Source organism: Symbiobacterium turbinis (assembly GCF_055383075.1).
Genome location: NZ_AP042433.1, coordinates 2997393 through 3019088, shown reverse-complemented (window position 1 = coordinate 3019088; position 21696 = coordinate 2997393). Strand labels below are relative to the sequence as shown.

The following is a 21696-nucleotide window of genomic DNA, read 5'->3' as shown; positions in this document are numbered from 1 at the left end:
AGGTCAGGCCTCCTCGCCCTGGAGCAGCGCCGCCTGCTCATGCTGGGCCAGGGCATCGATGATGTGGTCGATCTCGCCGTCCATGATCGCCTCCAGGTTGTGCACCGTCAGGCCGATCCGATGGTCGGTCACACGGTCCTGGGGGAAATTATAGGTGCGAATCTTCTCCGACCGCTCGCCGGTGCCCACCTGAGACCGGCGCAGCTGCTCCTCCTCGCTCTTGGCCTGCTGGGCGTAGTAGTCCGCCACGCGGGAGCGCAGCACCCGCAGGGCCTTCTCCCGGTTCTGGATCTGCGACCGCTCGTCGGCGCAGTAGACCACGATGCCGGTGGGCAGGTGCGTCATGCGCACCGCCGACTCCGTCTTGTTCACGTGCTGCCCGCCGGCGCCGCCGGCCCGCTGGACCTCGATCTTCAGATCCTCCGGCTTGATCTCTACGTCCAGCTCCTCCGCCTCGGGCATGACCGCCACCGTCACGGTGGAGGTGTGGATGCGCCCCTGGGACTCCGTCACCGGCACCCGCTGCACCCGGTGCACGCCGCCCTCAAACTTCAGGCGGGAGTAGGCGCCCTCGGCGTTGATCTGGAAGAGCACCTCCTTAATGCCCCCGGCCTCGTTCTCGCTGATGCTCAGCACCTCGGTCTTCCACCGGTGGCGCTCCGCCAGGCGGGTGTACATGCGGAAGAGCTCCGCCGCAAAGAGCGAGGCCTCATCGCCGCCGGCGCCGGCGCGAATCTCCATGATCACGTTCTTGTCGTCGTTGGGATCACGGGGCAGAAGCAGGATGCGCAGCTCATCCGTGAGCTGTTCCAGCTGCTCCTTCAGGTCCTTCAGTTCCTGGTTGAAGAGGGCCCGCTCGTCCGGGTCCAACGGCCCCTCCAGCATCTCCAGCACATCGGCCAGCTCCTGTTCGGCCTTCTGGTACGCCCGGAACTTCTCCACCACCGGTCCCAGCCGGTTGTGCTCGCGGGCCACCTTCTGGAACTCGGCCTGGTTGTTAATCACAGAGGGATCGCCCAGCTTGTAGGTCAGGTCCTCGTACCGCTGAACGACGCCTTCCAGCTTCTCCTTCATGCGGGCATCCATGTTGGTTTCACCTCGCCTGCGCGAATTCTGGGCACAGTAAAGGGGCGCGGGTGGACCCGTGCCCCGAGTGACGCGTTGCTAACCCGGCAGGCCGTGGCCCCGGGCGGTCTCGAAAGAGGCAATGGCCACCTCCAGCTGGCTGTCGTCGGGCTCACGCGTGGTCAGGCCCTGCAGCCACATCCCCGGACGGCTCAGGGCGTTTACCAGCGCGTTCTCGTACCGGCCCGCGATGCGGATCCACTCATAGGCCACGCCCGCCACCAGCGGCAGCATGCCCAGCCGGGCGACGACGCGCAGCCAGACGTTATCTACATTAACTATGGAGAAAATAAGGATGGAAATCACCACGACGTAGAGCAGAAAGCTCGTGCCGCAGCGCTTGTGCTCCCGGGAGTGGCGCCGCACGTTCTCCACCGTCAGCTCATCGCCGGCTTCGTAGGCATTGATCACCTTATGCTCGGCCCCATGGTACTGGAAGACCCGCTGGATGTCCTTCATCAGCGAGATCGCCACCAGGTAGCCGATGAAGAGCCCCAGCCTGAGGGCGCCCTCCACCACGTGGGTCACCAGCGGCGTCACAGACAGCGCCTTCACGTAGTTGGTGAGCAGGGTGGGCACAACGACGAACAGGGCGATGGCGAAGGCGAAGCCCACGGCCGTCGTCACGGTCATCTCGCCCTTGCTGAGCTGCTCCTCCTCGGGCATGGCCTGGCTGGCCGAGAACATCAGGGCGCCGATGCCCATGGTGATGGCCTCCACCATGGCCACCATGCCGCGCAGAATCGGAAGGCGCAGTACCGGGTACCGCTGCATCAGCGACCGGACCTCTTCCCGGTGCACGGCGATGTCGCCGTCGGGCCGCCGCACGGCGATGGCCATCCACTTCGGGCCGCGCATCATAACCCCTTCGATGACGGCCTGTCCGCCAAAGATTCCCCGCTGAACGCTCATCCCGGTCCCTCCCCCTTCCGTTCACCGCTGCCATCCCGGATGAAGAAAGCAGAGCGCGCAGGCTCTGCTTCTCTCCGAGGGTTGAGGAAACTACCGGCGGCCGTACTTCCTGCGGAACCGGTCAATGCGGGAACCGGCCTCCACGCGAGAGGTGCGGCTGCCCGTGTAGAACGGATGGCAGTTGGCGCAGATCTCGACGCGGATGTTCTCCTTGGTGGAAAGGACCTCGTAAGTAGCCCCGCAACCGCAGGTAATCGTGGCCTTCTGCGTCTTCGGATGAATACCAGGCTTCATGCGCAAAACTCCCTTTCTATCGCTTCGAACCCGGCGCCGTTACCGGTCCGCCCGGTGGAGCAGTTGCAGCTGCTTTCAGGGCGCCGGTCTACGAAGACGGAGTCGTACCAACGCATTATAGCACGCGCGAATTGTCGGTTGCAACGACTTCGGGCAGGAGATTCGCCACCTGTCATCAAACACTTGTGCAGCATTCCCAACCTGCGGGGGTGAACCTGTGCTCCGCCTATTTGGCCTGGCCGGCGCGCTCATCGTCGTTCTCCTGGCTGCGGCGCTGGCCACAGGCGCGGCAGTGCTGCTCGCGCTGGCCGTGCTGACGGGGCTGGCGACGGCCGCCGCCTTCGCCTGCCTGCAGCGCAGCCGCCCGCAGCAGCGGGGCACCGTACGCCTGCCCGGACTGCGGGCGCCCGCGGCCGTCCGCCGCGACGAACACGGCGCGCCGCACATCACTGCCGAAAACTGGCACGATCTCTACCGGGCCCAGGGGTTCGTCGCCGCGCAGGAGCGGCTCTGGCAGATGGAACTCGCACGCCGCACCGCGGCAGGCCGGCTGGCCGAGATCCTGGGCGAGCCCCTCCTGGAGCGGGACCGCTTCATGCGCACCCTCGGCCTGTATCAGCTGGCGGAACGCGCCTTCGCCGACTGCCCGGATGAGGTCCGGGCCTGCCTGGAGGCATACGCCGACGGCGTCAACGCCTTCATCAGCGCGGGGCGGCTGCCCCCGGAGTTTGTCCTGGCGCGGCTGGTCCCGGATCCCTGGCGGGCCGTCGACTCCCTGGCCGTGGCCAAACTGCTGGCCTTCGAGGTGGCTCCGCCCGTGGCCGACGCTGTCGTGCAGGCCCGGGTCGCGCAGGTAGTCGGCCCTGAGTGGGCGTCGATCCTGTTCGGCTCCGCTGGCGCCCCCGCCCGGCCCGAGTTGCACGGCCAAGCCGCTGTGCAGAACCCGCCAACGCCCGATCTCTCCGACCTCTGCGACCTGGCTGCCTGGGCGCCGCAGACCGTGTCGGGGGGAATCGCGTGGGCTGTGGGCGGCGCGCGCACCGAATCTGGATCTCCCATCGCCGGCTGCACCCTGGAGACGGCCCCGAGGGCCCCGTCACCGCTCCACCCGCTGTCTCTGCAGGGACCGGGCGGCGCCCGGCTGGAAGGGGTCGCCCTGGCGGGACTGCCCGGTCTGCTGGTGGGCCAGTCGCGCCACTTCGCGTGGGGGATTGCCCCCTCTGAGGCCGGGGCGCCCGAGCTGGTGCCCGTGGTGCCCGAAGCCCTGCAGAGCCAGCAGACCACCATCCGCGTGCGGGGCCGGACCGAGCCCGTCACCCACACCGTGAGGCTGAGCGACGCCGGGCCCATCCTGGCTGCGGACCAGAACTGCGCGGTGGCGCTCCGTTCGCCGCTCCTGCAGCCCGGCCGGGAGGTGGCCGCCCTGCTGGGCATCAACCAGGCGCGGTCCCACGCCGAGTTCCGGGAGGCCCTGTCGAACTGGACCGCTCCGGGCCTCACCGTGGTTTACGCCGGCGCCGACGGCACGGTCGCCCGGTTCGAGACCGGCCCGGAACTGCAGCAGGAGGTCATCCCGGCCGACGGCGTCGCACTGGGATGCCGGCCCGCCTACGCGGCGGAGCGCATCCGCGAAGTGGTGACGTCTCGCAGCGACTGGACCCTGGAACGGCTGGCACGACTGCCCGCCGACACCGTGAACCTGCAGGCCCGGAACCTGCTCCAGCCCCTGCTGCAGACCATGCAGGAAGGGCTGCGGCAGGGCACGCGCCCGGAAACCCTCTCGGAAATCGAGAAACAGGCCCTGCTCATGCTGTCGGACTGGCGCCTGGACGAACCGGCCGGATCCGCCGGGGCCTGCCTGTGGGAACGCTGGTACTTCGACCTGGTGGAAGCGATCTTCCGGCCCCGCCTGGGCCTCACGCTGTTCAACCAGTTCATCATGACCCGCGCAGGTCTGGCGGCGGCCGACCAGCTGATCCTGCGCGCCTTGCGCGGCGAGGAGAGCCCGTGGCTGCCGCCTGAGGGCGAGTTCGGCCTGCCCCGCCTGGCCCTGGCGGCCTTCCGCCGGTCGGTGGCCTATCTGACCGCCCGGCAGGGCCGGCGCCCCGAGCGCTGGTCGTGGGGCCGGGAGCACCGCATCCGCTTCCGCCACGGCCTCGCCGACGTCCTGCCCGCCCTTGGCGGCCTGGCGGACCTCGGCCCGCACCCGCTGGGCGGCGGCCCGGCGACGCTCAACCGGAGCAGCCTGGACCCCATGCTGGCCGGCACCGTCACCACCGCCACCACCTACAGCCGGCTGGTCGATCTCGCCCGGCCCGGCGAGGCGGTTTCCACCCTTGCCCCGGGGGCAGGCGGCCACCCGCTCGACCCGTCGTTCTCCGCACAGTTGCTGCCGTGGCTGCGGGGCGAACTGCTGCCGCCACGCCCGTGCACGAGCGATGTGCTGCGGCTGGTACCGTCCGCCCGGTGAGTGGCCTCACGAACAGAGGGGCTTAACGCCGTCCCCCGGACCCGGAAAGCGATAAACCAGGACGCCGGTGACACGGCGTCCTGGTTTCGCGTTGTTTGAGCGCGGTTGGCGTGGCTTGGCTTGCCGAGGGATCTGGCGGGGGCAGTCGGGTGTTGGCGGAGCCGCCGTGCCCCTTCCGTTGCCAGTATGCGTTTTGTTCGTGTTGGCTGTTGTGGGGCCGCGGGCACCCCGCCGTCTCACGTATCCGGTCTGTTCGTGTCGGCTGTTGTGGGGCCGTGGGCATCCCCACCGTCTCACGTATCCGTTCTGTTCGTGTCGGCTGTTGTGGGGCCGTGGGCACCCTCACCATCTCACGTATCCGTTCTGTTCGTGTCGGCTGTTGTGGCACCGTGGACACCCCCACCGTCGCACGCATCCGTTCCGTTCGTAGTGACAGTGGGTCTGTGAAAAGCGGCGGAGGCACCGGCCGGGTCAGGCGAAAAATCACCCTCGCGGGTGATCCTGTGGGACTCGACAACGAACCGGTGTTTGGGTAAAATGGCAATAGGATCCAGGTGTGTGAGGTGTTGCCATTATGGCGGCGGAGTCCGTCTGCCTGTCCGACGCGGCTGCGGTCGATCTGCGCCCTCCCACTGTACAGGATACCAACACACCGGAAGCGCACGTCTGTGCGACAGTGCCCTGTAGGGGACGCGTCAAGCTGGAGCCCATCACCCAGGCGCAGCCGGTCCAGGGAGTGGACCATAGGGCTATCCCACGGACAGTCCCGGAAGCGATCGATGGGGCGGTACCGCGCACGGTCCCGCAGGTAGTTCCAGTGCAGCCAAGCCGTTGCCCCGCGTGCGGGGGAGCACATGTGATCAGGCACGGCAGTTTTCGCATGGGCTCCGGGCAGCGGGTGCAGCGGTATCTCTGTAAGACCTGCCGGCGCACCTTCAGCCCCAACACCGGCACCCCGGCGTATCGTATCCGCAAGCAGGTGCAGTGGCGCGAGATGGTCGAACTGCTTGCGGACAACCTACCGTTGCGCCAGGTTGCATCCCGCCTGGGCATCGCCCTGTCCACGGCCTTCCACTGGCGCCACCGGGCCCTCGCGGTGCTGAGCGCCCAGCCCCGTGAAAAGCTGAGCGGTGACGTTAGGGTTGAAACCTTCCATGTGAAGTACTCCGAAAAGGGCAGCCGGACCACCAACGGCCCCGGCAGCTGGGGGTACTGGAACATCGTGCGCCGGGGAATCGGACCGGGAGGGCCCATCCGCCCCGGCCTTGCCCCCGCCGGTCGCAACCGGTTCCAGCTGCTGATCGACGGCCGGCCGGTGAACGTCATGGTGGCCGAGACCGACAGCGGATACGAGCTGGGCATCCTGGGGCAGGGCCGGCGCACCCCGGAACTGATCGGACCGGGCCTTTCCCGGATGATCCGGCCGGGTTCCCGCGTGTATGCCTTCGGCGGGAAGGAATATGAGAAGGCCTGCGCGACGTTGGGATGTGTACACTGCGATGGGTTCGCTGCTGTTGGCAAGCGACCCGGATCTGCCGCCGGGGCATCGCAGGCTGTGGAACCGCAGGCCGGGGAAGCGCCGCACGGACCAGTGCAGGGGGCGATCGGTGCCGGGGAGACCGGTGCCCGGGAGATCGGTGCCGCAGGGACCGATGCCGGAGCGACCGATGCCGAGGCGATCGGTGCCGGGGAGACCGGTGCCGGGGAGACCGGTGCCGGGGAGACCGGTGCCGGGGAGACCGGTGCCGGGGGCGAGGTGAGCGCCAGCCCGATCCGGTTCCCCAACCTACCGACATGGTGGCTCCGCCAGTTCCGTGGGGTCGCCACAAAATACCTTGACCATTACCTGGCCTGGTTCCGGGACATCGTGAGGATCGTGCAGTATCCGGACGGCGCCAACATCGCGAAGGTGGATGGTCGCGCGTTGCTGCGGAGTCCCGCGTGGTAAGTTCCAAGAGCCCCCAGACTCACGAGCGTTGCCCGTGGGCAGGCTTTGCCGCGCCGACACGACGTCGCCTACTGGGACATGCCATACCGATACGAACCTTCGGCCGTGGCACGCAAGCGGGCCCACGCTGCCGTCACGGTCCAGCAGCCGTTCCCTGGCAATCCGCCTCCGTCGTGGTCCTTAACGCCCGCTTCTGACAAGCCGTGAGGCTCCCCACCAACACTCACAACGAACAGAGCGAATAGGTCGGGCAGATGAGGTATAGGTCGAGGAGATAGCGACAGCAACCCGGGAGCAACAGCAACTGCAAACAGAACGCATAGGTCGGGCAGATGAGAGGCAGCCGCCCTAACAACAGCGACTGCGCTCTGGCTCACGTCGAACTAAACAGGTTTATCCGAATAGAGTGCAGAATACATCCTCCACCATATCAACGTGGGGGATGAATCATGTCAGTCGTAACGCAGCGGCGCACGCGGAGGGTAGCCCGCTGGATCGGCTACACCGCCCTTGCCCTGGTGATTCTCCTGCTCCTGGCCATAGGCGGCGGGTATGCCTTCGCCCGGCGCAGTCTGCCGCAGGTGAGCGGGGAACTGGCCCTGCCCGGTCTCAGGGCGCCGGTGACGGTGTACCGGGACGAGTGGGGCGTGCCGCACATCGAGGCCGAAAACGAGCACGATCTCTACATGGCCCAGGGCTACGTGGTGGCCCAGGACCGCCTGTTCCAGATGGATCTGACCCGGCGCGCCGCCGCGGGCCGCCTGGCCGAGGTCATCGGCCCCAGCCAGCTTGAAACGGACAAGTTCTTCCGGGCCCTGAACCTGAGGCGTGCGGCCGAGGCCTCCGTTCAGTCATACCAACCGTGGGCGAAGGAGTTGTTGGAGGCCTACGCCACCGGTGTGAACGCCTTCATCGCCGAAGCGACGGCCCAGAACCGGCTGCCGATCGAGTTCACGCTGCTGGGCTACGTGCCCGAGCCCTGGTCGCCGGTCGACTCCGCCCTCATCGGCAAGATCATGGCCTATGACCTGGGCGGCAACTTCGAGGCAGAGGTCTACCGGCTCCAGCTGCGCAACCAGGTCGGGCCTGAACTGGCCGACGAGCTGATGCCCGTGTATCCCGAAGACGGCGTCACCATGATCCGCTACCGCTCCCATCAGGCGGCCCAGGCGGCGCAAGCGCCTCAGGCGGCCCAGGCGCCCGGCGCAGCGGACCCCGACGCAGCGGACCCCGGGCAGCTCCCGGGCTCCACCCTTGACCTGACCGGCCTCCTGGCCCTCCTGCCCGAGCCCGATGAGGCCCGCGGCTCCAACAACTGGGTCATCGCCGGGGAGGGCACCCGCTCTGGCCGGCCGCTGCTGGCCAACGACCCGCACCTGGGCGCCCGCACCCCGTCTATCTGGTACGAGCAGCACCTGGTGGTCCCGGGGCTCATCAACGCTTACGGCGTCATGTTCCCCGGCGCGCCGGGCATCGTCATCGGTCAGAACGACCGCATCGCCTGGGGCGTCACCAACACCAACCCCGACGTGCAAGACCTGTACATCGAGCGGCGCAACCCCGACAACCCCTACCAGTTCGAGTACATGGGGCGGTGGGAAGACGCGCAGGTGTACCGGGAGTTCATCCCCGTCAAGGGGCAGGACCCCGTCCCCTTTGAGGTGGTGGTGACCCGTCACGGCCCCATCATCTCGGAGGTGGTCGGCGATCCGGACAACCGGCCCGAGGAGGCCCTGGCCCTGAAGTGGACCGCCCACATGGCCACACCTGAACTGGAGGCCGTGCTTCTGTTTCCAAAGGCGCAGAACTGGGCGGAGTTCCGCGAGGCCCTGCGCTCCTTCCAGGTGCCGACCCAGAACTTCGTCTTCGCCGACGTGGAGGGCACCATCGCCTACCGCACCGGCGGGCTGGTGCCCATCCGCCGGCAGGGCGACGGGCTGTTGCCGGTTCCGGGGTGGACCGACGAGTACGAGTGGACCGGCTTCATCCCCTTCGACCAGATGCCCGAGGCCGTCAACCCGCCTGAGGGGTACATCGTCACGGCGAACAACAAGGTCATCGACGACGCCTACCCCTACTTCCTCACCTACTCCTGGGCTCAGCCCTACCGGGCCATGCGCATCGTCGAGATGATCGAGGCCCAGTTCGGCGACCTCACCGCCGACGACATGCAGGCGATGCAGGTTGACTACACCAACCTGCACGCGCGCACCCTGCTGCCGGTGCTGCTGCCGGCGGTGGAGCGGGCCGGGTTCACCGGGACGGCTGCCGCCGCGGTCGACCTGCTGAAGTCATGGGACATGGTCGACAGCGCCGACCAGCCCCAGCCGCTCATCTTCCACCTCTGGTGGAACGAGCTGACCCGGATGCTCTACGAGCCGCTGATGGGCGAAGAGCTCTTCAAGCGCATGGCGGACAAGGGGAACGTGACCGACATGGCCCTGCTGGAGGCCGCGGAAGGCCGGCCCAACGGCTGGATTCAGCGGGCCGGCGGGCTGGAGCGGCTGGCGGCGGCCTCATTTGCGGCCGCGGTCGACAAGGCGGTCGCCATGCAGGGGTCGGATCCAAACCGCTGGTCCTGGGGCAAGTTCCACCGGCTCCAGCCGCCTCATCCCGTGGGTGCGGCGGCAGCGCCCCTGGGCTGGCTGCTAAACCCGAAGACCTACCCCATCGGGGGCAGTGGCGTCACCGTAGGGGCCATGTCCTACGGCAGCGACGGGATGGTTAGCACCTTCGCGCCGTGGCGCCAGGTGGTCGACCTGGCCGATCCCACGGGGAACAGCCGCTCCATCGTGACGCCCGGCCAGTCCGGCCACTTCCTGAGCCCCAACTATGACGACCAGTCCGGCCTGCACAGCCAGGGCGGGCTGATCAGCCGCAACTTCTCCAACTACAGGGAAGGCCGGACCCTACGGCTCTTACCGGCAGCGGAGGCAGGCGCCCAACCCTGAGTCTGCGTCCGTTTGGCAGCGGAAGCGCAGTGAGCATCGACAACAGGGGGCCCCCTGAGGATGACTCAGGAGGTCCCCTGTCGACATGATTCGCCAGCACCCACGGCTCAGGTATCGGCCCGAATCCTGGTTCATAGGTTTCAATCAAGTCGTCTGGGGCGATCTGCCTACAACTTGAAGTGTAATTTTGTACGAAAATTTGTCAACAGGCGTCTGTGGGTAATGTGGATAAGTTCGTTTCGCCTGGGGAAATTTCCGTGGATAGTTGTCACTTCCGGGGCGGCAGGTAGTCGAGCGGGTCGACCGGCCGGTCGTTCACGATGATCTCAAAGTGCAGGTGGGGCCCGGTGGAGTTCCCGGTGTCGCCCACCCGCGCGATGGGCTGCCCCTGCTCCACCCGGTCCCCGGCCTCCACCAGCAGCGCCGAGGCGTGGGCGTAGAGCGTGCGGCTGCCGTCATCGTGGCCGATCACCACCGTCAGCCCGTAACCCTCCACCTCGCCCGCCAGCCAGACGTCGCCGGCACGGCTGGCCCGAATCTCGTCGCCGTGGTCCGCCGCCAAGTCGATGCCGTTGTGATGGCGCCCCCACCTGGGGCCGAAGTGCGAGCTGATGGGGGCCGAGACAGGCCAGGCAAACGCTCCGGAGAGCCCTGCGACCGGGTTAGTCCCCTGCTGAACGCCGGCGGCCCGCCGGGCACCGCCCCGGGCGGCCATCACCGCCTCGGCCGCCCGCCGCCAGCGGGCAAGCCTCTCAGGCCTGTCCACCGACGCAGCAGCCGCGTGCGGCGCCGCGACGAGAAACCCGCCGCGCGCGGGCGGAAGCCCTCCCGCGGGCGCGGCGGGTTCGACGGCCTGGCGCCAGCCCAGGTAGCCGGCGCCCAGCACCAGACAGATGACGATCAGCCCGACGATAACCGGAGGGAGCCCGGAGTGGTCCGCAGCGCGGTCGCCCCAACCGCTGCGGCCCGACGCGCGATGGCGCTCAGGCCCGCGGCGCGCAGGTGAGCGGCCCGCCCGCAAGCGTTCCAGTTCCTCCCGGCTGATGCGCTGCCATCCGCTCCCTCTCGGCTGCACCCCCGGTTCACCCCCATCCCACTACAGGACAGGTCTATTCAGAGCGCCGGGGGATGATGCCTCACGGACGCACGCCGGCGTCGCGGTACCAGTGCGGCTTGCGGTCGAGCATGTGCGTGGCCTCGATGAACCGCATGGTGCCTGTGCGGCCCCGCAGGGCGATGGAGTGGGTGATGGCCCGGTTCTGGCCCGAGTAGCGCACGCCCCGGAGCAGGTCGCCGTCGGTGATGCCCGTGGCGGCGAAGTACACGTCCTCGCTCTTCACCAGGTCGTCGAGCAGCAGCACCTGATTCGGGTCCTTCAGGCCCATCTCCTGGCAGCGCTTGTACTGCTCCTCGTTCTGGGGCTTCAGCCGGGCCTGGATGTCGCCGCCCAGGCACTTCAGGGCCGCCGCGGCCAGCACGCCCTCCGGCGCGCCGCCGATGCCCATCAGGATGTCGACGCCGGTCTCGTCGATGGCCGCCGCCACCGCCGGCGCAACGTCGCCGTCCGAGATGAGCTTGATGCGCGCCCCGGCATCCCGGCACTCCTGGATCAGCTGCTCGTGGCGCGGCCGGTCCAGAATCACGACCGTCAGGTCGCTCACGTCCTTGCCCTTGGCCTGGGCGACCCACTTCAGGTTGGCCGTGATCGGAGCGGTGATGTCGATGCAGCCCTTGGCGCGCGGGCCCACGGCGATCTTCTCCATATACATGTCGGGCGCGTGCAGGAGCTGCCCCTGCGGCGCCACGGCCACGACGGCGATGGCCCCGTTGAGCCCCTTCGCCACCAGGTTCGTCCCCTCCACGGGGTCAACCGCCACATCGGCCGCAATGCCGCCGGCGCCCACACGCTCGCCGATGTAGAGCATGGGCGCCTCATCCATTTCCCCCTCGCCGATGACCACCACGCCGTCGATATGCACCTTGTCGAACCCGGCCCGCATGGCGTCCACCGCCAGGCGGTCCGCCAGCTCCTTGTCGCCGCGGCCCATCCAGCGCGCACTGGCCAGGGCCGCCGCCTCGGTCACCCGTACCAGCTCCAACCCCAGTTCCCGTTCCACCTGCGCAACCTCCTCTGCTTGGGCAGCAGCGAACGCCCAACCTCATTTGAAAGCGCATGAAAACGCAAGCACCGGAAAGCGCAACGTACCGGACAGCGCAACGTACCGGATAGCGCAACGTACCGGACGGCGCAACGCACCGGAATCGCCCCGGTTCATCGCCAACACGCAGAGGCCCGGCTCAACCCAGCCGGACCTCGTGCGCACGCCCTCACACCCGGCCCCGGGCGGCCTCCCAGTCCTTCAGGAAGCGCTCAATTCCCGAGTCGGTCAGCGGGTGCTTCAGCATCTGGTGAAACACCTTCGGCGGGATCGTGGCGATGTGCGCCCCCGCCTTCGCCGCCTCCACCACCTGGCCGGGGGTGCGGATCGATGCGGCGATGATCTCCGTGTCAATCCCGTGCAGGTCGAAGATCTCGGCCACGTCAGCGATGAGCTGGATGCCGTCGGTGGAGATGTCGTCCAGCCGGCCCACGAAGGGCGAGACGAACGCCGCGCCGGCCCGGGCGCAGAGCAGGGCCTGGTTCGGGTTGAAGATCAGGGTCATGTTGCAGCGCACGCCCTTGTCGCTGAGCCGCGCGCAGGCCTTCAGCCCCTCGGCCGTCATCGGCAGCTTGATCACGATGTTCTCGTGCAGCTCGTAGTACTGCTTCGCCTCGGCTACCATGTCGTCGGCCTGCAGGCTGAGCACCTCGGCGCTGATCGGGCCGTCCACGATCTCCAGGATCTCCCGCAGCACCTGCATGAAGTCGCGCCCCTCTTTCGCCACCAGCGAGGGGTTGGTCGTGACACCGCTGAGCACACCCCACGAGGCCACCTCGCGGATGTCCTCCACGTTGGCGGTGTCGATGAACAGCTTCATGTGAAACGCTCCTCTCTGGATCCGCATGGCTACGAGCCCAGATTACCACAGCCGCAGCAACACGAAAAGGGCCGGGGTTTCCCCGGCCCACCCTCCTCAGAACCGTCCCCGGCTCACTTCTTGCTGCCGCGGCGCCGGGGCGGCACATCGCCGCCGATCTCCAGATAAGAGGCCCGCATCAGAGCGTCCAGATCCCGCTCCGAGCACGCCGGCACCGTCTGCTGCCGGCCGCAGGCGGCGCAGATCAGCTCCAGCCGGTCGGGGAACAGGTCGGCGCCGATCTCCCGGCTGCCGCAGCGGCAGCGCAGCAGGCCGTGCGCGCTCAGCTCCTGCACCTGGCAGAGCACCTGGTACATGATCGCCGGCGCGTCGAAGAAGTCGTCGAAGGCCTCGTCGTCCATGAACCGCTCCAGCTCGCTCAGGCCGGGGCGCACGTACTCCACCACGGCGTCCTCGTCTCCCAGGACCCCCAGCTGCAGGTCGGTCTCGGCGCAGGCAATCTGCTTCAGGCCGGTATCCCAGAACTGCTCGGCGGGGTAGTAGCGGAAGTGAATGCCGTCGCAGAGGTAGCAGGGCACCTGCATCCAGACCTGCCCGGGACGGGTACCCACGGTAAGCAGATGGTGGCCGCACGCGCACTCCATGCGCTGCGAACCCCTCCGGCCGAGCGTGAACCGCGACAGTTCGCTCAGCTCCAGCCGCCCGCAACGCGGGCACCGGAGCGCCACGGTTACGCTGGTCGCGATCAGCACGGCCGCCACCCCCCATCCGTGCCAGGACTGAACCCGGAAGAATAAACCCTACGTGCGAGCTAAGGTTAGCCTCTATGACCTTCGTGGTTTATGCGCAATATCCTTCTCGCTTCTTCAGGTGTCGCCACTTCCCGGCCCAGTTCCCTGGCCAGCCGGACGATGCGGGCCACCAGCATCTCGTTGGTGGCCTTCACGCCCCGGGAGTAGTAGATGTTGTCCTCCAGCCCCACCCGCACGTGGCCGCCCATCACGATGGCGGCGGTGGCGAGCGGCAGCTCCGCCCGGCCGATGCCGGCCACCGACCAGGTGCAGCCGGGGGGCAGCGACTCGGCCATGTGCACCAGGTTCCGGATGGTCGGGGCGATGCCGCCGGGCACGCCCATCACGAAGTCGAAGTGGAGCGGCAAGCTCAGGATCTCCCGCTTCACCAGGGCCAGGGCGTTGTCGATGTGGCCCACGTCGAAGGCCTCGATCTCGGGCACCACGCCGTACTGGCGCATGGTGCGGGCAAACGTCTCGATGATGTCCGGCGAGTTGTAGAAGACGTCGTTTCCGAAGTTCACCGTGCCGGTGGTCAGGGTGGCCATCTCGGGCCGCAGGGTCACCGGCGCCACCCGCTCCTCCGCGGTCATGCCCACCGCCCCCCCGGTGGAGACCTGCACGATGACGTCCGTGCGCGCGCGGATGGCCTCGATGATTTCCTTATAAACCGCGGCGTCCTGCGTCGGCGTGCCGTCGGGCAGCCGGCCGTGCACGTGCACCATCGCCGCGCCGGCCTCCCTGCAGCGGGCCGCGTCCTCCGCCAGCTCCTCCGGGGTGTAGGGGATGTGCGGGTTCTGCGCCCGGGTCACCTCGGCGCCGTTCAGAGCCACCGTGATGATCAGCTTCTCCATGGCCCTACCCCCGCTGAAACTGCTTCGGCACCACGCAGGTGCCCGTGGCCTCCACCACCAGCACCGGCTCCTCCAGCACCCGGGCCCGCGAGGGCTGCTCCGGGGTGGGGTCGGCGGCGATCACCTTGTAGGCCTCAAACGCCATCGCCCGGGACGTGTTCCCCACCCGGGTGATGCGCCCCCGCACCTCCAGGAAGTCGCCGGCGTAGACCGGCGCCTTGAAGGTCACCGAGTCGTAGGCCACAAAGAGCCCCTCGTCGCCGTCGTGCCGGATCAGGAGCTCCGTCGCCACATCGCCGAACAGGCCCAGCACCCGGGCGCCGTCCACCAGGTTGCCGCCGTAGTGGGCATCCTTCGCCGACATGCGCACACGCAGCGTCGCTTCCATCGTGAACCCTCCCTGCCCTCAGCGCAGCAGCCAGTCGGCACGCCTGCGCCACTCTGTGTGTTCTGTCCGGGCATCGCTGCCGACGGGGTGACCCAGCCACACCTGGTGCGCCGGCAACCGAATCTCAGCCGAATAGAACCGGTAGCCGGGCAGGTCGGCCTCCACGCGCAGCGTATGCACCGTTGAATAAGGCTTCACCGTCACCGTCACCCTTCCCTGCCTGCTGCGGTAAAGCCGTCCGTCCACCGACACCACCCCGTCGACCGGGGCGCCGGTGGCGGCGTCCTTCACTTCCAGCACCACCGTGCTCGGCTCGCCGATCCGCAGCCGGGGGGCGAGAGGGGTCACCGCCAGCTCGGGCTGGCCGACCGAAACCTCCACCGGCAGCCACGCAAGCGAGGTGCCCGCCTCCTCGTCCAGCAGAATCACGTACCCGTGGTACCGGCCGGGGCTGTGCGGCGGGTAGAACGCGAGCGGAACCTCCCACGTGGCCCCGCGCTCCCGCCTGGCGGTCTCATCCCGCGCGCTGAGGCCGTACGCCTCCACCGCCACGAGGCGACGGTACTGGTAACGGAGGTCGCGGGGCGCCGCGCCGTCGTACTGCACGAACACCTGGTAGAAGCCGGAGGGAACCTTCTCCAGTTCGATCACCATCCGGCCGCCGCTGTTCTGGGCCGTCCAGTAAGGCTGCCAGCCCCGGTCCCGCTCGTACCGGTAGAGCCAGAGCCGCTCGCCGCCGCGCGCGGGCGTCATGTTGTCGATCTCCAGCCTGAGCCTCGCCACGCTGGAGGGCAAGGTGAACTCGTCGATGCGGCCGGTCTCGCGCACCACCTTCCAGGGTACGCTCAGGTCCTGCGCGCTGAACCCGAAGGCCGCGGCCTTTCCGGTGAAGGCCAGGCCCGGGTTCTTCACGGTCACGGTCACGGTCTCCGCCGCCTGCTCGCCCGGCTGCAGGGCGAACTGCAGCGGCTCCGGGGCGACCACCGGTCCCGACTGTACCTGCAGGCTGTACTCGGCCTGCGCATCGGCCACGCCCTGCCGCGGCAGGGCCACCACCACGACCTCCCAGACCCCCTCCACGGGATCGCGCGTCTGGAACAGGGTGGTAAGCCCCTGCCCCTGGTAGCCGATCTCCTCCGAGCGGTAAATCAGGTGGCCGTCGGGCCGGAACACCTGCATCTGCACCGCGCCCTGCGGCCGGCCGCCCGGACCCATCATCACCCGGGTGGCGACCGAGAGGTCGGCCGTGCCCGGCGCCACCTCGATGAAGTACCGCCGGTACCGGGCCGCGGCGAGCGCGTCCCGGTGCAGGTAGGTGCTGCCGCTGGACTTCAGGAGCGGCCGCACATAGGTGACCGGGATCCGCATGCTGGGGATCTCCTGCCTGGGGTCGCTGATGATGATGTAGGCGCTGTGCACCCCCGGGCTCGTGGGCGGCTCGATGGTCAGGTCCACCTGGCGGGTCTGCCCGGGCGGGATGACGGCCGCCCGCAGCCGCGGCTGCACCCAGGGGGCGGTGCTCTCAATCTCCACGTGCACGGCCTGGTCGGTGGGGTTGGTCAGCAGGAAGGCATCGCTTCCCGGCTGGTATGAGCGGGCGAGCAGCCCCTCCCCACCGCCGGCCATCTCCGCGATCAGCTCCGGCACCGGCTGCAGCCGGGCCAGCGCCGCATAAGCGGCGCCCACGTCCAGCAGGCCGCTGCCCTGCTCGTAGGGCTGCAGCCCGGCCAGGCTGCGCGCCCCCGACTCCAGGGCCCGCTTCAGGCTGTTGCCGTCCCGGGGAAGCCCGTCCTGCCCGGCGGCCTCCAGGATGAGCGCGGCCGCGCCGGCCACGTGGGGCACGGCGACCGACGTTCCCACCGCCGTGATGTACCCCTCCGGGTGCAGCCACCGGGGCGAAGGCGCCGGGCTGCCGCCGGGCGCGACCAGGCTGGGCATGTACGCGCCGTCCGCGCGCGGCCCCATCCCTGAGCGCCACCAGACCGTCTCGCCGGTCACCTGGTAGCCGTAGTCCCGCTCCCACATCGCCGGGGAGTAGTACGCGCCGATGGTCATCAGCTCGTTGGACCGGCCGATGGTGGTGCCGCTGGAGAGGCCCGGGCCGGCGTTGTCGGCCGCGAGCAGAATGAGCACGCCGTAGGTCTGGGCGATCTCCGAGAGCCAGGCCGAGGCCTGCGAGTCGTAGTTGGCGGAGACGGCCAGGCCGCCCAGGCTCACGTTGATCACCTGCGCGCCGCGCTCCGCGGCGTACTGGATGGCCTCCCGCACGGCGTACCAGCCGCCGCTGTCCTGGGAGGTGAGCACCTTCAGGGCCATGAGCTGCGCGCCGGGGGCCGCCCCCACCAGCCCGCCCTCGCTGTAGGCCGCGGCAACGCCGGCCACCTGCGTGCCGTGGCCCAGGCTGTCGAAGCCGAACTGGACCCAGCCGCCCGCGGGATCCACGTCCGCGACGACGAAGGCCAGCTGCCGCTCCGCGGCCGCGCCGCTCCGGTACCGCCCGAGGCGCGCCGATTGGCCGCCCTCGCGGAACACGGTCAGCGCCACCTCATCCCGGAAGTCGCCGTCGTTGTCGGTGTCCACCCAGACCTGCGTGTACTGCCCCGGAACAGCCGGATCCAGCAGGATCACGCCGAAGCGGTCGGTCTGGAAGCCGTTCCGGTCTAGGTCTCGGTTGATGAGCCCCGGCACCTTCGATTCGTCCCAGTACCCGAAGCGGGCCGTGCCGCTGGCCGAGCGCGCCTCGGGCAGGATGAAGGTGCGGCCGTCCCGCGCCGTGAAGCGCTGCCCCCACGGCACCGGCTGGTCGGTCACCACGCGGCCCTCGGCGGTGAAGTCCTTCCAGTCGACGACCTTCCGCCGGCCGTCGGGCGTCGTCTGCAGATCGGGATGGCTGGGGTCGATGCCCGAGTCGATGATCGCGATCGTGACGCCGGCGCCGTCCACCCCGCGGGCCGCGCGGAAGGCGGGGATGCCGACCGCCGAGAGGTTCAGCTCCATCTGACCGCCGGGCTCGTCCGCCACCCCGTTGCCCTCCGGCACGGGCAGCACCGGCTTGGGCGTGGCGATGGGATCGCTCGCCGCCTCCACGCCCGGATCTGCGTCCGGCGCCGTGTCCGGCACCGAAGCCGCGCCCTGCGCAGAATCGCTCTCCGGCAGAACATCGAGCGCCCCGGCCTCCTCCGCACCGGGGGTATGCAGATGCGGGTTGCCGGACAGTGCGGCCTCCGGGACCGGCTCACCGGCTCCGGAAAGCGAGGGGCCGGCCGGGAGGGCTTCGCCGACCAGGCCGGTCAGCAGAATCACCAGGGCGAGCCGCGCCGCCCACTTTACCGGTCGCTGCATCGGCTCACCTCACCATCTCCAAGTAAGTGATGCGCCCGTCGGCGTCCAGCGCGAAGGCCACCCGGTCGCCCTCGGCGATCCGGTAGGGCTCCACCCGCTGTCCCTCGAGGACCACGACCGCGTCCTCTGCCAGGTCGTAAGGCACGAAGACCTCTTCGTCTTCCAGCCAGATGCGCGCATCCTCCACCAGCGCGACCCGGCCGCTGACGGCCGTGCGCACCGCGTCCACGTAGCGGATCTCGCCGGTCTTGGCATCCAGAGCCATGTAGGTGGGCCCCTCCCCCAGCGCGTCCGCCAGGGCCGCCGACCGGGCGTTCACGAACACCAGCGCGCCGGGCTGCACCACCAGCCGGCGGCGCTCCCCGCGGCCAAGCGTCGCCCAGACCTCGTGGTCGCCGGCGGGCTCCAGCCGTTCGGCCAGCAGGTCCTCATACCAGGCCTCCACAAAGCGGGCCTGGCCGGCATCGTTCAGGATCAGCGAGACCTGGTCGGCCACCTGCAGCTCCGGCGGCAGAACCCGCTCGCCCCCGCGCAGGATCGCGGCGTCCACCGCCAGGCTGAACGGGTGCTCCTCCCCCATGGCGGTGCGCACCCGGCCCTCGCCCTCCCGCGGGTCGAAGGCGACCAGGGTGCCCTCCAGGTCGAAGAGCAGGCCGTACAGGTCCAGCACGCGCGCGATCGCCGCCGCACCCTCGGCGCGGGTGATCGCGGCGGACGGGCGGTAATATCCCCCGCTGTCGCCCGCCATCAGACCGGCTTCCGCGGCCGCGGCCACCGCCCCTACCGCCCATGCGGGGATCTCGCCGGCGTCGCGGTAGGAAAGGCGGGCGGCGCTCAACACCGCGGCCCGCTGCTCCAGGCCGGAGGCGCGCACCAGCAGCACCGCGAACTCCGCCCGGGTCACGGGGGCCTCGGGGCGGAAGCGGCCGTCGGGGTCGCCCTCCGCCAGGCCCAGCTCCCACAGGAGCTGGATGTAACCCGCGTTGGGGTCGCCCGGCGCCACGTCGGTGAAGCGGCCGGGAGCCCGCTGCACGGCGGCGGCGTCGCCCTCGTAGCCCAGGCCGGCGACGAAGATGCGGGCCATCTCCGCCCGGGTCAGGGGTTCGTCGGGGTAGAAGCGCCCGGCTCGGTCGCCGGCGATCACGCCCCGGGCTTCGAGCGCGCCGAGCAGCGCGGCCGACCAGTGGCCGGCCACGTCAGAGAGATAAGCCAGTGCGCCGCGCGGAATCAGCAGGATGAACAGGACCAGTACAGCAAGGCGGAATGCAGGTCTGCGCATTATTCACTCCCCGGAATTAAGGACCAGCGGCCCCGCAGTTTATGAGGCAGTGAAAGGTCGCTCCTCTAGGTGAAAAATCGCTCCTCTATATGGACAGGGGCAGGGGCCAAAAAAGTTTCAGCGCAGCGGACCAGGCCTGTTCCCGATCCGCTGCGCCGCTTCGTGCTGCGTCAGTCTGCTGCTTTCAGGAGCTGAATGGCAGCCTCCAGCTGGGTGTCGGGCCACTCGGCGGCCTGCAGCTTCTCCGCGACAGCCGCGTTGAGCGCATCCAGGAAGGTCTTGTCGACCATCGGCACCTCGTTCAGGCCGTGGTCCCGGGCAAACCGCAGCACGGCCAGGGTGGTCTGTCCCTTGAAGTAGCCGTCCAGGTCGGTGCGGTAGCCCAGCAGGGCCAGCCGCTCCTGCAGGCCCTGCACGTCCAGCCCCACGTGGCCGGTGGTCATCACCCGCTCGGCGGTGAGGGGGGTGTAAAGGTGCGCAGGCGGCTCGTAAGGCTCCACCACCACGTCGGGGGTCAGGCCCACGCCGTGCACATGCCGCTCCTTGCCGGTCAGGTACTCGGCGGTGGTCACCTTGAGGGCGCCGCCGTCGGGCAGGTCCACCAGCTCCTGCACGGTCCCCTTGCCGAACGTCTGCGTGCCCACCAGGATGCCGGCCCCGTAATCCTGAATCGCGCCGGCCAGGATCTCCGCCGCCGAAGCCGTGAACCCGCCCACCAGCACGGCCGTGGGCAGGCCGATGGGCTGTCCCGTGCTCCGGTAGACCCACCGGTCGTTCCGGCCGACCTCGAACATGATCGGCTCGCCCGCGGGCACGAACGCTCCCGCGATCTCCAGGGCCGGCGCCACCCAGCCGCCGGTGTTCCACCGCAGGTCCAGGACCAGGCTGGTGGCCCCCTCCTCCTTCAGGTCCTCCACCGCTGCGAAGAACTCCTCCGCCGCCTGCTGGCCGAAGCCCACGAGCTCCAGGTAGCCCACGCCGTCCTCCAGCATGCGGTACTCCACCTGGGGCACGTGGATGAATGCGCGGGTGATGGTGACGTCGAAACGGCGCCCCTCGTCGGGGCGCTCGATGGTCAGAACCACCTGGGTTCCGGGCTCACCCCGCACCAGCTGCTGCGCCTTCTCAATGGGCTCGCCGACCAGGCTGACGCCGTCAGCCGCCACGATGCGGTCGCCGGGCCGGAGTCCCGCGGCCTCCGCGGGGGTGTCCCTGATGGGCCGCACGATCGTGATGTAATCGCCCACCTTGTCCAGGTAGACGCCAATTCCGGTCAGATTTCCGTCAACGCTCTCCACAAAGGCCTTGAAATCCTCGGGATCGAAGTACTCGGTGTAGGGATCGCCCAGCGCATCGAGGCCGCCCTCGATGGCGCCCCGGATGAAGGCCTCCAGGTCCGCGCCTTCCACGTGGTACCGCTCCACCACGTGGAAGATCGTCCACAGCTGGGCGTTGGCCTCGGACCAGTCGGCCGGGTCAGACGCCGCATGCGCCGGCCCTGCCCACAGGGCCGCCGTCAGGCAGAAGGCCAGGAAGGTTGCCGTGAGGCTGCGCCATATCCGCGCCACAAAAAAGCCCTCCTCGCGGATCAATTCGGCACGCCCGCCAGGGTCTCGGCTTCAACGTACGCGGCATCCGGCCGCTGCCCGCGGACGAGTAGTGCGTTAACGAAGTGGGCGGCCTGGTGCTCATTCCATTCGCCCTGGTAGAAGATCAATCCTCCTCCCACCACAGGCACACTGATGCCAACTTTCTCCTTGCCCGTCTCCCCGTCAAGCACCCACAGCACGCCGTCGCGGCTCGCGAACTCCACCCGGCCGCCGCTGTAGCGCTTGGCGACGGTGTAGAGCTTCTCGGCATCCGCGCGCTTCAGGCGGGCCGCCGTGCTGCCGAAGGGCGCCGGCTTCACGATGCCCTCCTTCAGCCGCTTGTCCTCCCAAACGCGGTAGTAGCGCACGCCCTGCCGCATCCAGGTGTAGAAACAGTACCGGGCCGGGTCCTCCCCCATGCTGATCAGGCGCTGCCGAGCCTCTTCCAGCGACTCGACCGTGAACAACTGCTCCGACTCGTTGTACTGCCTGACCTCCTGCGAGTCGATCTTCCGGAGCGAACGGCGCACGAGGTTTCATCCCCCTTTACGTAGAGGACGGGCTGTCCCGCCGCGGTGATGGCGATCGACAAAGGACACGCCCATTATCTCTAGAAATGGATGAAAAGTAAACTATCTAGCGTTATGCTGTATACTGAGCATATCATATCCCGCACCATAAGATGTACACGTTCCAGGAAAAATACAGTGTTCCAGCGCTTCCTGATGCAACCATCAGGGGCCTCTAACCCGTCTAATTAGTTGGCTCGCAGCG

Annotated in this window: 16 protein-coding genes; 3 read left to right on the top strand and 13 right to left on the bottom strand. The window is 68.8% G+C overall.

All coding sequences use genetic code 11. The annotated features are described in order from the left end of the window. Positions 1-3: 3 nt before the first annotated feature. The 3 genes from prfA to rpmE form a co-directional block, all read right to left on the bottom strand. Positions 4-1074 (bottom strand): peptide chain release factor 1, encoded by a 1071-nt coding sequence (gene prfA, locus ACZ45O_RS14470; protein WP_464857786.1) that lies wholly within the window; start codon positions 1072-1074, stop codon positions 4-6. A gap of 90 nt (positions 1075-1164) precedes the next feature. After that, a complete protein-coding gene (locus tag ACZ45O_RS14465; RefSeq protein ID WP_464853949.1) occupies positions 1165-2037 on the bottom strand; it encodes a DUF1385 domain-containing protein in 873 nt (290 codons plus the stop codon). Positions 2038-2127: 90 nt separating this feature from the next. Continuing rightward, positions 2128-2331 (bottom strand): 50S ribosomal protein L31, encoded by a 204-nt coding sequence (rpmE, locus tag ACZ45O_RS14460; RefSeq protein WP_464853947.1) that lies wholly within the window; start codon positions 2329-2331, stop codon positions 2128-2130. Between the two features lie 217 nt (positions 2332-2548). On the opposite strand from rpmE, the gene ACZ45O_RS14455 reads away from it, so the two are divergent. The 3 genes from ACZ45O_RS14455 to ACZ45O_RS14445 all read left to right on the top strand — a co-directional run bounded on the left by ACZ45O_RS14455 (position 2549) and on the right by ACZ45O_RS14445 (position 9700). Continuing rightward, complete coding sequence (locus tag ACZ45O_RS14455) at positions 2549-4801, top strand: penicillin acylase family protein (RefSeq protein WP_464853945.1); 2253 nt, start codon at positions 2549-2551, stop codon at positions 4799-4801. A 574-nt stretch (positions 4802-5375) separates the two neighbouring features. Continuing rightward, complete coding sequence (locus tag ACZ45O_RS14450; RefSeq protein ID WP_464853943.1) at positions 5376-6749, top strand: IS1/IS1595 family N-terminal zinc-binding domain-containing protein; 1374 nt, start codon at positions 5376-5378, stop codon at positions 6747-6749. Between the two features lie 449 nt (positions 6750-7198). Further along, on the top strand, positions 7199-9700 hold the full coding sequence (locus ACZ45O_RS14445) for a penicillin acylase family protein (protein ID WP_464853941.1): 2502 nt from the start codon (positions 7199-7201) through the stop codon (positions 9698-9700). Positions 9701-9968: 268 nt separating this feature from the next. Here ACZ45O_RS14445 and ACZ45O_RS14440 read toward each other — a convergent pair whose 3' ends face one another. The 10 genes from ACZ45O_RS14440 to ACZ45O_RS14395 form a co-directional block, all read right to left on the bottom strand. Further along, positions 9969-10775, bottom strand: a complete 807-nt coding sequence (locus ACZ45O_RS14440) for a M23 family metallopeptidase (protein ID WP_464853939.1) — start codon at positions 10773-10775, stop codon at positions 9969-9971. 61 nt (positions 10776-10836) lie between these two features. Next, positions 10837-11817: a class II fructose-bisphosphatase gene (glpX, locus tag ACZ45O_RS14435; protein ID WP_464853937.1), complete on the bottom strand. Its 981-nt coding sequence runs from the start codon at positions 11815-11817 to the stop codon at positions 10837-10839. A 211-nt stretch (positions 11818-12028) separates the two neighbouring features. Next, the gene (fsa, locus tag ACZ45O_RS14430; protein ID WP_464853935.1) at positions 12029-12679 is read right to left on the bottom strand and encodes a fructose-6-phosphate aldolase; all 651 of its coding nucleotides are present in this window, start codon (positions 12677-12679) and stop codon (positions 12029-12031) included. Between the two features lie 113 nt (positions 12680-12792). Further along, positions 12793-13431 carry a hypothetical protein gene (locus ACZ45O_RS14425; RefSeq protein WP_464853933.1) on the bottom strand — a complete coding sequence of 213 codons (639 nt, stop codon included), beginning with the start codon at positions 13429-13431 and terminating at the stop codon, positions 12793-12795. Positions 13432-13496: 65 nt separating this feature from the next. Then, entirely contained in the window at positions 13497-14324 is an 828-nt protein-coding gene (gene kce / locus ACZ45O_RS14420; protein WP_464853931.1) for a 3-keto-5-aminohexanoate cleavage enzyme, read from the bottom strand. Positions 14325-14328: 4 nt separating this feature from the next. After that, positions 14329-14712 (bottom strand): 3-aminobutyryl-CoA ammonia lyase, encoded by a 384-nt coding sequence (kal, locus tag ACZ45O_RS14415; protein WP_464853930.1) that lies wholly within the window; start codon positions 14710-14712, stop codon positions 14329-14331. 18 nt (positions 14713-14730) lie between these two features. Then, positions 14731-18054 (bottom strand): S8 family serine peptidase, encoded by a 3324-nt coding sequence (locus tag ACZ45O_RS14410; protein ID WP_464853929.1) that lies wholly within the window; start codon positions 18052-18054, stop codon positions 14731-14733. A 4-nt stretch (positions 18055-18058) separates the two neighbouring features. After that, positions 18059-19333: an S-layer homology domain-containing protein gene (locus ACZ45O_RS14405; protein WP_464853928.1), complete on the bottom strand. Its 1275-nt coding sequence runs from the start codon at positions 19331-19333 to the stop codon at positions 18059-18061. A 170-nt stretch (positions 19334-19503) separates the two neighbouring features. Next, the gene (locus tag ACZ45O_RS14400) at positions 19504-20901 is read right to left on the bottom strand and encodes a S41 family peptidase (protein ID WP_464853926.1); all 1398 of its coding nucleotides are present in this window, start codon (positions 20899-20901) and stop codon (positions 19504-19506) included. A gap of 20 nt (positions 20902-20921) precedes the next feature. Continuing rightward, positions 20922-21452, bottom strand: coding sequence for a hypothetical protein (locus ACZ45O_RS14395; RefSeq protein WP_464853924.1), 531 nt, complete (start codon positions 21450-21452; stop codon positions 20922-20924). Between the last annotated feature and the right edge of the window lie 244 nt (positions 21453-21696).

Coding starts and splice junctions, on each gene's coding strand:
- ACZ45O_RS14450 (WP_464853943.1), top strand. CDS start 5,376: ATGGCGGCGGAGTCCGTCTGCCTGTCCGACGCGGCTGCGGTCGATCTG.
- ACZ45O_RS14465 (WP_464853949.1), bottom strand. CDS start 2,037: ATGAGCGTTCAGCGGGGAATCTTTGGCGGACAGGCCGTCATCGAAGGG.
- ACZ45O_RS14410 (WP_464853929.1), bottom strand. CDS start 18,054: ATGCAGCGACCGGTAAAGTGGGCGGCGCGGCTCGCCCTGGTGATTCTG.
- ACZ45O_RS14445 (WP_464853941.1), top strand. CDS start 7,199: ATGTCAGTCGTAACGCAGCGGCGCACGCGGAGGGTAGCCCGCTGGATC.
- rpmE (WP_464853947.1), bottom strand. CDS start 2,331: ATGAAGCCTGGTATTCATCCGAAGACGCAGAAGGCCACGATTACCTGC.
- kal (WP_464853930.1), bottom strand. CDS start 14,712: ATGGAAGCGACGCTGCGTGTGCGCATGTCGGCGAAGGATGCCCACTAC.
- ACZ45O_RS14405 (WP_464853928.1), bottom strand. CDS start 19,333: ATGCGCAGACCTGCATTCCGCCTTGCTGTACTGGTCCTGTTCATCCTG.
- prfA (WP_464857786.1), bottom strand. CDS start 1,074: ATGAAGGAGAAGCTGGAAGGCGTCGTTCAGCGGTACGAGGACCTGACC.
- fsa (WP_464853935.1), bottom strand. CDS start 12,679: ATGAAGCTGTTCATCGACACCGCCAACGTGGAGGACATCCGCGAGGTG.
- kce (WP_464853931.1), bottom strand. CDS start 14,324: ATGGAGAAGCTGATCATCACGGTGGCTCTGAACGGCGCCGAGGTGACC.